Origin of the sequence: Aeromonas media (genome assembly GCF_020423125.1) — a bacterium.
Lineage (GTDB): Bacteria > Pseudomonadota > Gammaproteobacteria > Enterobacterales > Aeromonadaceae > Aeromonas > Aeromonas media.
Window position 1 is genome coordinate 3640067 of the sequence record NZ_CP075564.1, and the last position, 11581, is coordinate 3651647.

General features: G+C 60.7%; 11 protein-coding genes. 6 read left to right on the plus strand and 5 right to left on the minus strand.

Translation table 11 applies throughout. The features are described 5' to 3' along the window. Positions 1–52: 52 nt before the first annotated feature. Entirely contained in the window at positions 53–952 is a 900-nt protein-coding gene (locus KI797_RS16735) for a LysR family transcriptional regulator (protein WP_226170218.1), read from the minus strand. A gap of 98 nt (positions 953–1050) precedes the next feature. Between KI797_RS16735 and KI797_RS16740 the strand changes: the two genes are divergently transcribed. Beyond that, positions 1051–1653 (plus strand): short chain dehydrogenase, encoded by a 603-nt coding sequence (locus tag KI797_RS16740; RefSeq protein ID WP_182786308.1) that lies wholly within the window; start codon positions 1051–1053, stop codon positions 1651–1653. A gap of 128 nt (positions 1654–1781) precedes the next feature. Here the strand turns inward: KI797_RS16740 and KI797_RS16745 are convergent, their stop codons facing one another. The 3 genes from KI797_RS16745 to dapA form a co-directional block, all read right to left on the minus strand. After that, positions 1782–2885 (minus strand): phosphoribosylaminoimidazolesuccinocarboxamide synthase, encoded by a 1104-nt coding sequence (locus tag KI797_RS16745; protein ID WP_226170221.1) that lies wholly within the window; start codon positions 2883–2885, stop codon positions 1782–1784. 169 nt (positions 2886–3054) lie between these two features. Continuing rightward, a complete protein-coding gene (gene bamC / locus KI797_RS16750) occupies positions 3055–4179 on the minus strand; it encodes an outer membrane protein assembly factor BamC (protein WP_226170224.1) in 1125 nt (374 codons plus the stop codon). Continuing rightward, positions 4172–5059, minus strand: coding sequence for a 4-hydroxy-tetrahydrodipicolinate synthase (gene dapA / locus KI797_RS16755; protein WP_226170226.1), 888 nt, complete (start codon positions 5057–5059; stop codon positions 4172–4174). The genes bamC and dapA overlap by 8 nt, the downstream gene beginning before the upstream one ends. 199 nt (positions 5060–5258) lie before the next feature. Here dapA and KI797_RS16760 point away from each other — a divergent pair, with 199 nt between their 5' ends. The 3 genes from KI797_RS16760 to KI797_RS16770 all read left to right on the plus strand — a co-directional run bounded on the left by KI797_RS16760 (position 5259) and on the right by KI797_RS16770 (position 7000). Next, positions 5259–5792, plus strand: a complete 534-nt coding sequence (locus KI797_RS16760; protein ID WP_226170228.1) for a glycine cleavage system protein R — start codon at positions 5259–5261, stop codon at positions 5790–5792. A 23-nt stretch (positions 5793–5815) separates the two neighbouring features. Then, positions 5816–6280: a thioredoxin-dependent thiol peroxidase gene (gene bcp, locus KI797_RS16765; RefSeq protein WP_005323824.1), complete on the plus strand. Its 465-nt coding sequence runs from the start codon at positions 5816–5818 to the stop codon at positions 6278–6280. Positions 6281–6499: 219 nt separating this feature from the next. Beyond that, a complete protein-coding gene (locus KI797_RS16770; protein WP_005323826.1) occupies positions 6500–7000 on the plus strand; it encodes a YfbU family protein in 501 nt (166 codons plus the stop codon). 45 nt (positions 7001–7045) lie between these two features. Here KI797_RS16770 and yfbV read toward each other — a convergent pair whose 3' ends face one another. Beyond that, positions 7046–7486 (minus strand): terminus macrodomain insulation protein YfbV, encoded by a 441-nt coding sequence (gene yfbV, locus KI797_RS16775; RefSeq protein WP_025328157.1) that lies wholly within the window; start codon positions 7484–7486, stop codon positions 7046–7048. A gap of 302 nt (positions 7487–7788) precedes the next feature. Between yfbV and KI797_RS16780 the strand changes: the two genes are divergently transcribed. Continuing rightward, positions 7789–8991, plus strand: coding sequence for an acetate kinase (locus KI797_RS16780; RefSeq protein WP_005323830.1), 1203 nt, complete (start codon positions 7789–7791; stop codon positions 8989–8991). Between the two features lie 84 nt (positions 8992–9075). Then, positions 9076–11214 carry a phosphate acetyltransferase gene (pta, locus tag KI797_RS16785; RefSeq protein ID WP_171277276.1) on the plus strand — a complete coding sequence of 713 codons (2139 nt, stop codon included), beginning with the start codon at positions 9076–9078 and terminating at the stop codon, positions 11212–11214. Positions 11215–11581 lie beyond the last annotated feature (367 nt).

The following is an 11581-nucleotide window of genomic DNA, read 5'->3' on the forward strand; positions in this document are numbered from 1 at the left end:
TGGGCGCAGGCTAGCAGCCAAAGATGACAGAAAAATAACGCGAGCCAGCCTCTCAGAGCAGGTAGTGGGGCCGCTCGGCAAACCACTGGGCCAGCACCTGCTTGAACAGCCGTATCTTGCGCGGCACCCGGCGCTGCTGGGCATGGAGCACATGCAGCGGGTGCAGGCCGGTCTGCCAGTCAGTCAGCACGGCCACCAGCTCGCCCCTGGCCAGACTCGTCTCCACCAGCATCAGCGGGCACTTGGCAAACCCCATGCCCGCCCGTGCCAGCTGCAGCAGGGTGCTGTAGTGGTTGGCCCGCACCTTGCCCTGCACCAGGATGTGGGCCTCCTCCCCTGCCTTGCGAAAATGCCACTGCTCCCAGGCCGGGTTGTGCCCCTGGCGCAGGCAGGAGCGCCCTCCCAGCTCATAGGGGGTGGCGGGGAACCCCTCCCGGGCCAGCAGGGTTGGACTCGCCACCACCACGTCTTTCAACTGCCCGAGGGGCAGCGCCACCAGGTTGTCCGGCACCTGATCCATGGCGCGCAGGGCGATGTCATTCTCCCCCTGACTCATGTCGATCATGGCGTTGGTGAAGTTGAGCTCCACCTCGACCCCGGGGCAGAACACGGCGAAGCGCGCCAGCAGCTCGCTCACCATGGCATCCCCCGTGCTGACCGGGCAGGTGAATCTCAGGCGACCACTGTCCTCCTCGGTCAGGGCCTGGATGTCCTGCTCCACCTGACGGGCAAGGGCAAAGATCTGCCCCGCCTGCACATGGAGGGTTCTGCCCGCCTCGGTCAGGCTGAGGCGACGGGTGGTGCGCTGCAGCAACTGGGCATTGAGGGCGGACTCCAGGGCGCTGACGTGGCGGCTCAGCATCCCCTTGCTCACCCCCAATGCATCGGCGGCGGCGGAGAAACTGCCCCGCTGCACCACCTCGTAGAAACTGCTCAGATGGGCGATCTCCATCCATTAGCTCCAATATGGAAACAATGGGTTTATCTTAAGCGCTTTTTCTCCCTTTTCATCCCGCTATCATCAACACATCCCAACCAGGAGCGATAGAGATGAAGATTGTGATTGTGGGTGCCTCCGGCACCATAGGTTCCGCCGTCAGCGAGTTGCTTGCCAGAGACCACCAAGTGATCCGGGTAGGCCACAGCCGGGGGGATGCTACCGTCGACATGACGGATGGCGCCTCCATCGCCGCTCTGTTTGCGGGCATCGGCCGGTTCGATGCCCTGGTGGTCGCCAGCGGCAGCGTGGCCTTCAACGCCCTGACCGAGATGACGGACGAGCAGTGGCAACTGGGGCTCCAGAGCAAACTGATGGGCCAGATCAACCTGACCCGGGCCGCCATTCCCTATCTGAATGATAACGGCTCCATCACCCTCATCAGCGGCATACTGAGCGAGGAGCCCATCAACTGGGGGGTCAGTGCAACCACCATCAACGGTGCCATAGAGCACTTCGTGAAGGGGGCCGCCTGCGAACTGCCGAGGGGCCTGCGCATCAACGTGGTGAGCCCGACCGTGCTGGAGGAGTCCATGAGCAAGTACGCCGACTTCTTCCCGGGCTTCGTGCCGGTGCCTGCCGCCCGGGTGGCGCAGGCCTACAGGAAGTCGGTGCTGGGAGTACAGACCGGCCAGATCTTCCGGGTCAATGGCTGAGGCCTCCCTCTCTCACTGCCAGATGCCAATAAAAACGGGCCCCATCATGGGGCCCGTCTGTTTGCCGGCTTGCTGCCTTCACCGCTGGCAAACGTTTGTGCGCCGGTGGCAAAAAAAGGCGGTCAGCCTCAGTCGATCAGACCGTACTGCTCGCGCAGTACCTCGATGATCTCCTGCTTGGGATTGGCACTGCGCACCAGCTTGTGACCAATGACCTTCTCGGCGATCCCCACGTAGGTGTGGGAGATGTCCATCATCACCTCGGTGGGCAGCTTGTTGTCCCGGGCCAGGGCGAAGCGTTCCGGCATGCGGTTCTTGTTGAGCAGAATGTCTGGATCCGGGAAGTGATTCAGCAGCCACTGGCGGAAGCCCTCTTTGGACTTCTCGACGATCTCGCCCTGGCGCAGGGCGGCGCCGTCCCAGATGCGGGAGCTGTCGGGGGTACCCACTTCATCCATGTAGATGAGCTTCTCGCGACCGGCGGCGTCCTGGACATAGCCAAACTCAAACTTGGTGTCGACGAAGATCTGATCGAGCGCGGCCAGGGCCTCGCTGATGACGTTGAAACCATCCTTGAGCAGCGTCTCGTAGCGGTCGATGTCCGCCGGGGAGCGGAAACCGAAGGCCTGATGGTGGCGCTCTATGTCGGCACGGGAGACGTTGACGTCGTCCGCTTCCGGCACGCCATCCAGCCCCCTGAGGATCCCCTTGGTAGACGGGGTGATGAGGATCTCGGGCAGCTTCTGATCCTTCTTCAGCCCTTCCGGCAACGTGATGCCGCAGAACTCCCGCTCGCCGTCCTTGTAGGCACGCCACATGGAGCCGGTGATGTACTGGCGGGCGATGGCTTCGATCATCACCGGGCGGGCCTTTTGCACTATCCAGACGAAGGGGTGTGGTATGTCCAGGATGTGGCTGTCCGCCAATCCCTTCTCCTTGAACAGCTTGAACCAGTGGCTGGAGATGGCATTGAGTGCCGCGCCCTTGCCCGGCACGCCGTTCAAGCCATTCACACCCTGCCAGATGCAATCGAAGGCCGAGATGCGGTCGCTGATCACCATGAGGGCGAGGGGCGTATCGGCTGGCACATCATAGCCTTTCTCTCTTATGAGCCGGGCACTGTCTGCGGGGGTCAACCAGTAGACGCTGCGCACTTTGCCGGAATGGACAGGTTTATCGGTACGGATCGGCAAATCGTCATTCACCGCCAATACTTGATCTGCAAGACTCATGGCTAATAACACTTCCTGTTGTGGGACTGACAAGACAGGCGCATCAGGCTCCTGTCTACGAGGGATTCATTCAAGCGAAGCAGCGCCAGGCCTCTCTGCCGGGGCAGGCTCCCAAGAGGGCCTCTGCGCGAACTCCACATAACAAAACAGGGGCACCAGGCCCCTGTTTCTATTCTGCTTTCGCAGCCTGATCGGCCACGCCTTTGGCAAACGCCTCGGACAGGCTGATATACATCTGGGAGATGACGCCGGATGCGACCGGCTTCTTGTCCTTGTCGAACAGGGTGATGGAGGTCTTGCCTCCGGCCATCTCGCCGAGCTGGAAGCGGTACTTGTCTTCCTCCAGCTTGAACGGCTCGGCCCCCTTAGCCTGCCAGAACTCCGCATCGGGCTCGTCATACTCGACGTCGATCCAGCCCAGGGACTGCTGGGTATCCTTGATGGTGAAACCGTAGGCCGGCAACACCTGGTTGAGGCGGCGCCAGACCTGCTCGAAGGAGCCGTCGGCTAGCCAGGCACTCAGCTCGTTGTTGTCCAGACCCAGCTCCAGACCCATGCCATCGTTGGACTTGTGTTGTTCGCGGGCCTTGAGCTGCTTGTCGTAGTAGAGGGAGAACTGGTTCAGTGCCCGGGTCGCATAGCGCTGGGCATCCGCCGGGGTCAGCACTGTGCTGGTCTCGCCGTCTATGGTCTCTTCATGATCCAGCACCCGTACCGACATGTTGACAGCGTGACGCTGCACATCGTTGCGCAGGGTGAACTGGTAGCGTTGGCGGATACGGAAGTCGTCGTCCTCCTCTGCCCAGCCATCGAGGGCGGCGGAGTTGTCAAACCAGCCGGTCTGCAACACGCCGGCCTGCTGATCCAGCTTCTCTGTGGTGACCTTGTGCTGGGCCAGGAAGTTCATCAGGAAGGCCCAGGTATCGCGCTCCACGCTCTGGCTGGTGCTCAGGGCATAGAAGGCCAGGGTCGGTTCGCTGGCCTTGGCCACCACCTGACTGCCAGGGACCACCGTCAGCAGCTGGGCTGGCGGACGCACGTCCACCTTGGCACCGATGGCACCTTCGCGGCTGCTCTCCGGCAGGGCCGGGATGTCGAAATTACTGTTAAAGGCGGGGGTACTCAACCCGGCGGGCACGAGGAAGGCGCGACCTTCGAGGCGGCTCTCTTCATACTCGAAGCCACGGTTGGCCATCTTGCGATCCTGGGGTGAGCTACAGGCTGCCAACACGGCAACAGTCGCGACACTCAGCACCAGGCGCACTGCATTTCCCTTTCCATTTGCTTTAAACACTCGCCATCAACTCCGCAGTCGTCAGTGCTCGCGCCATCGCCTGTTCCCCCTCGGGGGTGAGGTCGGTCAGCGGCAGGCGCAAGGTCGCCGTCGCCATCAATCCCAGTCGGGCACAGGCCCACTTCACCGGGATGGGACTCGGTTCGCAGAACAGAGTCTGATGCAACGGCATCAATCGATTGTTGATGTCATGAGCCTGCCCGGCATCACCGGCCAGCGCAGCACGACACATGTCGGCCATCTGGGGCGCCGCAATATTGGTGGTGACCGAAATGACGCCATCGCCCCCTTGCAGCATAAAATCACATCCGCTGGCATCATCGCCACTATAAAGCGCGAAATCCGGCCCGCACAACTCGCGCAGCAGCGGGGTGCGGCTCAAATCACCCGTCGCCTCCTTCAAACCGATGATGCCGGGAACCTTGGCCAGACGAGCCACGGTCTCCGGTTTGAGATCGCAGCAGGTGCGACCGGGCACATTATAGAGAATTTGAGGCAGACCACTAGCCTCGGCGATCGCACAATAGTGACGATAGAGACCTTCCTGGGTGGGTTTGTTGTAATAAGGGGTCACCGAGAGACCCGCCACCACGCCGGCTTGGGCGAAACGCCTGGAGAGGGCGATGGCATGGGCGGTGTTGTTGGAGCCGCAGCCCGCGATGACCGGAATGCGGCCAGCGGCGAATTCGACGGTTTTTTCCACGACGGCGATATGTTCCTGCTCGCTCAGGGTGACCGACTCTCCTGTGGTGCCCACCGCGACTATGGCACTGGTACCGGCGCCGACATGATACTCCACCAGGGCCGCTAGACTGGTCCAATCGATGTCACCCGAGGCCAGCATGGGGGTAACGAGCGCAACAATACTACCGCGTAACATGGATATTTCTCCCGATTTTCAGGGGCGTAATGGTAAAGCTGCCCCTTTTGAAAAACAAGGGAGGCAAGGGATAAGCCGTGTTACCATCCGCCACAAAACGTATGGATGCACGAGGGCAGGAGAGAGCCCGGAGCAGGGCGTCATGCCCGCCAAGCGCTCGCTTTCACCGCATTCGCAATAAATGGACGAGAGACGATTTATGACTCACTACCTGGTCGTAACGGCCATCGGCACGGACAGGCCTGGCATCGTCAATGAGGTTACCCGTCACGTCAGTGGCTGCGGTTGCAACATTGTCGACAGCCGTCTTGGCATCTTCGGTAACGAATTCACTTTCATCATGCTGTTGTCTGGTGACTGGAACAGCTTGATGCAGCTTGAGATAAGCCTCCCCCTGCGCAGCCAGGAGTGGGATCTCATCACCATGATGAAGCGCACCGAGCGCCACCACTCTCTGCAATATGACATCAGCGCCAGCGCCGAGGTGCTGATCCGGGATCAGCCGGGCATCGTAAGCCAGTGCACCCAGTTCTTCAGCGATCACGGCTGGGATATCCAGGCCATGCAGACCGTCACGCTCGAGCAGCAACCCTTCAACCTGCTCAAGGCCAATTTCCAGCTCAATCAGGCCAAGCAGGGCGAGGCGGCCGACTCGAAGACGGCCTTCGCCGATTTCTGTTGTGAACTGGGTGCCGAGTCATTCGAGTTCATCGTCAATCACAAATACGCCTGACGGCGTTTATCCGAGGAGACCCCATGCAACCACTACAAGTTGGTACTCAGGCCCCCGATTTTTCCCTCCCCGATCAGGATGGTCAGCAGGTCAGTCTGTCCTCCCTGCGGGGCAAGAAGGTGCTCATCTATTTCTATCCCAAGGCGATGACCCCGGGCTGCACCACCCAGGCCTGCGGCCTGCGCGACGTCAATGCAGAGCTGGCCGCCCTCAACGTGGTGGTGCTCGGTATCAGCCCGGATCCGGCCAAGCGCCTGAAAAAATTCGAGGAACGCGACAGCCTGAACTTCCGGCTGCTGGCCGATGAGGATCACGCCGTGGCCGATGCCTTTGGCGTCTGGGGCCCGAAGAAGTTCATGGGCAAGGAGTATGACGGCATCCATCGGCTGAGCTTCCTCATCGATGAGGAGGGCAAAGTGGCCCATCGCTTCGACAAGTTCAAGACCAGCGATCACCATCAGGTAGTGCTCGACCTCGTCAAGGGCTGAGCCCCGCCAGTTCAGACACGACAACAGGGCCTGCAGATGCAGGCCCTGTTCGTTTGCACCCAACTCTGCCATGCAAGAGCCGGGGATGTCCTGCCAAATGCAGCTCCCCTATTGGACCCTCCTTCCCGTTTTTCTCGCCAACCTCCCCTATCAGATCAAAAAATTCATCCTGGATATGGGTTAACGTGACCCCAGATTCATTTTCCAGCGAGACAGCCCATGAACATGAGCCATACCGAACGCCTGATCCTGAGCAACCAGTACGAGATCCTGGCCAAACTCAATCCGGAGAAGGCGGCGTTTTACCAGCGGGCCAGCACCATAGTCGAGCGTGGCTACTGCCTGCAGATCCTCGAGCTGGAGAAGAGCTTCGGCCACCTGGATCTCGCCACCTGCCAGGAGGTGCTGGACACCCTGGAGCTGCATCATGCGCTGGCCATCTCCTGGGGCAACCTCGACGCCGGTACCCGGGCCGAGGTGAACGAGAGTCGCCTGGCCTTCAACGGCTACAGCCGCAGCCAGGAGCGGGAACTGGCGGATTATGTCTGCTTCCTGCTGGAGGTGGACAAGCGCTTCCCCGAACTGCCCTGCCCCTGCGACGAGCTCTCCAGCGACATCGCCATGCGCGACAAGTACCAGCGCATGCTGGCGGCCTGGCGTCAGTGCCCCCGTCAGTACAAGCTCTCCATTCAGGAGATCAGCAAGGTGCTGGCCGCCTGAATGTGAAAAAGGCGCCTGATGGCGCCTTTTGCTCCCCTGCCGGGGTTATTCGTAGAGGAAGGATTTGTCCAGCTGCTTGAAGGCGGCGTTGAGGGTATCGGCCAGCTCCTCGTAACGGGGGCGGGCCACCAGCTGACGATGACCGCCCTGCTCGTTCATCTTGCCGTTGATCTCCCTGTACCAATTGGCAAGGGAGGGGGGAAGACGGGTATCGGCACGCTGGCCGAGCCAGTAATAGCCTTGCAGCGGCAGGCTGAGCAGGAAGAGCACGGAGGCCATCACGGAGGGCCAGTAGTGCAGTTCGCCGAACTGGAACTGCAGCATGACGCTGAGCACGGCGAGTGCCGGGATGACCCTGAGAGCGAACTCGGTGGCCTTGATCACCCGATTCTCCGGGAACATGGAATTAAGCTCGGGACGGCGCGGCCAAAGAGTCATATAATGACGGCCTTGCTGTAATTTAGTTCCAAAAATGTTCATGCTCATACTACCTCCGAGCTCTTTTTGAACGTATTAACGGCAAAACCTCGACAATATTTGAGAGGCGATAACAAAGGTTGAGGATGACTTTGTTATTTTTCAACAATCAGGTTATCCTTTGTACGCCCAATTTTTACGCCAGTGGTTTGCTGCTGGCCTGTCAGGGACGTCAGAATTCCGGGTCTTGTATCACTATACAAGGGGCAAGCAACAGATTGCCAACCCTCATAAGGATAAGTTGATAGTTTTTGGACGCACCGCGTCCGGCGCATCCTCCAACCCAACCCAATCTGCGATAGGATTTATTCATGAGTAAGCTGGTTCTTGTTCTTAACTGTGGCAGCTCGTCCCTGAAGTTTGCTGTCATTGACGCAACCACCGGTGATGATCTGCTGTCCGGCCTGGCCGAGTGCTTCAACCTCGACGACGCCCGCATCAAGTGGAAGCTCAACGGCGAAAAGGGTAGCGCCGATCTGGGTGCCGGTGCCGCTCACCAGGAAGCGCTGGACTTCATCGTCCACAAGATCCTGCCGCTCAACCCGGAACTGTCCAAGAACCTGATCGCCATCGGCCACCGCGTGGTACACGGCGGCGAGCAATTCACTTCTTCCGTGCGGATCTGCAATGACGTGATCGCCGGTATCGAAGCCGCCATTCCTTATGCTCCGCTGCACAACCCCGCTCACCTGATCGGTATCCGTGCCGCGCTGAAGGTCTTCCCTGAGCTGGCCGAGAAGAACGTCGCCGTGTTCGACACCGCGTTCCACCAGACCATGCCGGAAGAAGCCTTCCTGTACGCCCTGCCGTACAAACTCTACAAAGAGAACGGCATCCGTCGCTACGGCGCCCACGGCACCAGCCACTACTACATCAGCCTGGAAGCCGCCAAGCAGCTGAACAAGCCGGTGGAAGAGCTCAACATCATCAACTGCCACCTGGGCAACGGCGGCTCCGTCTGCGCCATCAAGAACGGCAAATCCGTCGATACCTCCATGGGCCTGACCCCGCTGGAAGGCCTGGTGATGGGTACCCGTTCCGGTGATCTGGATCCGGCCATCATCTTCTTCCTGCACGACAAGCTGGGCATGAGCGTCGCCGAGATCAACACCATGCTGACCAAGGAATCCGGCCTGCTGGGTCTGACCGAAGTCACCTCCGACTGCCGTTTCGTTGAAGACAACTACGACAGCAAGGAAGAAGCCAAGCGCGCCATGGACGTGTACTGCTACCGTCTGGCCAAGTACATCGGCGCCTACGCCGCCGCCATGGACGGTCGTCTGGACGCCGTGGTCTTCACCGGCGGCATCGGCGAGAACTCCGCCCCGATCCGCGAGATCACCCTGGGCAAGCTGGGCCTGCTGGGCTTCGACGTCGACCACGACGCCAACCTGAAGGCACGTTTCGGCAAGGGTGGCGAGATCACCAAGGCTGGCTCCACCAAGGCCCTGGTTATCCCGACCAACGAAGAGTGGGTCATCGCCCACGACGCGCTGGAACTGGTCGGCGCATAAATTAGCTGTAGAGCAAGGCCGCCCCAGGGCGGCCTTTTCCTGATCCCAAAAATGAACAAGGGGTAATAAGTGGCACGCACTATTATGCTCATCCCGGTCGGCACTGGTGTCGGCGTAACTTCCGTGAGTCTTGGCGTCGTTCGCGCCATGGAACGTCACGGTGTCAATGTCAGCTTCTTCAAACCGGTTGCTCAGCCGCGCCCGGGTGAAACCGGTACCGAGCGCTCCACCGCCGTGATCCGCGCCGCCGCCAACATCAACCCACCCGAGCCGTTCGCCCTCTCCTACGCCGAGAACATGATCACCTCCAGCAACACCGATATCCTGCTGGAAGAGATCGTGGCCCGCTTCGAAGAGCACGTGAAGACCAGCGGTGCCGAAGTGGTGGTGATCGAAGGCCTGGTGCCGACCGACAAGCAACCCTTTGCCAACAAGCTGAACTACGACGTCGCCAAGGCGCTGGATGCCGACATGGTGTTCGTGACCCATCCGGGCAACGACTCCAGCCAGAAGCTCAAAGAGCGCATCGAACTGGCCTGCTCCAACTTCGGTGGCGTCAGCAACCCGCGCATCGTGGGCTGCGTCATCAACAAGGTGGGTGCACCGGTTGACGAGCACGGTGTGACCCGCCCCGATCTGACCGAGATGTTCGAGGCCCATCACCACACCTCCGACACCGCCCACAACCTGGAAGTGCTGCAGGTGTTCGGCAAGAGCCCGCTGCGCATCCTCGGCTGCATCCCCTGGAACACCCAGCTGATCGCCCCGCGCGCCAAGGATCTCGCCAAGCACCTGGCCGCCAAGATCCTGCACAAGGGTGAGCTGGACAGCCGTCGCCTGCAGACCGTGACCTTCTGTGCCCGCTCCATCCACAACATGATCGAGCACTTCCGTCCGGGCAGCCTGCTGGTCACCTCAGGCGACCGCTCCGACGTCATCGTCTCCGCCTGTCTGTCCGCCATGAACGGCGTCAAGCTGGGTGCCCTGCTGCTGACCGGCAACTACCACCCTGAGCCGCAAGTCATCGCCCTGTGCCAACAGGCCATGGCTACCGGCCTGCCGATCATGATCACCGGCACCAACACCTGGCAGACCGCCGTCAGCCTGCAGAACTTCAACGTCGACATCCCGGAAGATGACCGCGAGCGTATCGAGCTGGTGCAGGACTATGTGGCTGGCCACATCGACAAGCACTGGATCGAGTCTCTCTCTGCCAAGTCCACCCGCTCCCGTCGCCTGAGCCCGCCTGCGTTCCGCTATCAGCTGACCGAGCTGGCCCGTCAGGCCAACAAGCGCGTCGTGCTGCCGGAAGGGGAAGAGCCGCGCACCATCAAGGCTGCCGCCATCTGTGCCGAACGTGGCATCGCCCGTCCGGTGCTGCTTGGCAACCCGGAAGAGATCCGTCGCGTCGCCGAACAGCAGGGTGTGGTACTGACCGATCGCGTCGAGATCATCGACCCGCTGGAAGTACGCGAGCGCTATGTGCCGCGTCTGGTCGAGCTGCGCAAGAACAAGGGCATGACCGAAGTGGTCGCCCGCGAACAGCTGGAAGACAACGTGGTGCTGGGCACCATGATGCTGGAGCGTGGCGAAGTGGACGGTCTGGTTTCCGGCGCCGTGCACACCACCGCCAACACCATTCGTCCGCCGATGCAGATCATCAAGACTGCCCCGGGTTCGTCCCTCATCTCCTCCATCTTCTTCATGCTGCTGCCTGATCAGGTACTGGTGTACGGTGACTGCGCCATCAACCCGGATCCGAGCGCCGAACAGCTGGCCGAGATCGCCATCCAGTCCGCCGACTCCGCTGCCGCCTTCGGCATCGAGCCGCGCGTCGCCATGATCTCCTACTCCACCGGTACCTCTGGCGCCGGTGCGGACGTCGAGAAGGTGCGTGAAGCGACCGAGCTGGCCAAGGCCAAGCGCCCCGACCTCATCATCGACGGCCCGCTGCAGTACGACGCGGCCATCATGGAGAACGTAGCCAAGTCCAAGGCACCGAACTCACCGGTCGCGGGTAAAGCCACCGTGTTCGTGTTCCCGGATCTCAACACCGGCAACACCACCTACAAGGCGGTACAGCGCTCCGCCGAGCTGGTCTCCATCGGCCCCATGCTGCAAGGCATGCGCAAGCCGGTCAACGACCTCTCCCGTGGCGCCCTGGTAGACGACATCGTCTACACCATCGCCCTGACCGGTATCCAGGCAGCCCAGGCCGAGTAATATCGCCCGCGCTGGCCCTGTGAAAAACCCGCCTTCCGGCGGGTTTTTTTATGGCGGCGAGATGTTGATCCACAAGATCAAATCAGGATCCTGGGCAGATCCCCCGATCTGACGCTGGGGCTCATCTGGCAAGGCGCGGGCGATAAGCAAACACTCACACCCGCGCAGGGGGATTGCACAATTGCGATCCAGTCAGGATCAAATCAGAATATCCCTTTAAGATCAGCAAACTAACGTCAGACACACCGCTAATCTACAGAGTTTTCCACAGCTTTTGTGGATAGTTTACCGATCATTTGAAAGAAAATGACAGTTCCGGTCAGCACTTCCCCTCCCTAGAGCGACCATGAGAAAGGGGCTCCGAAGA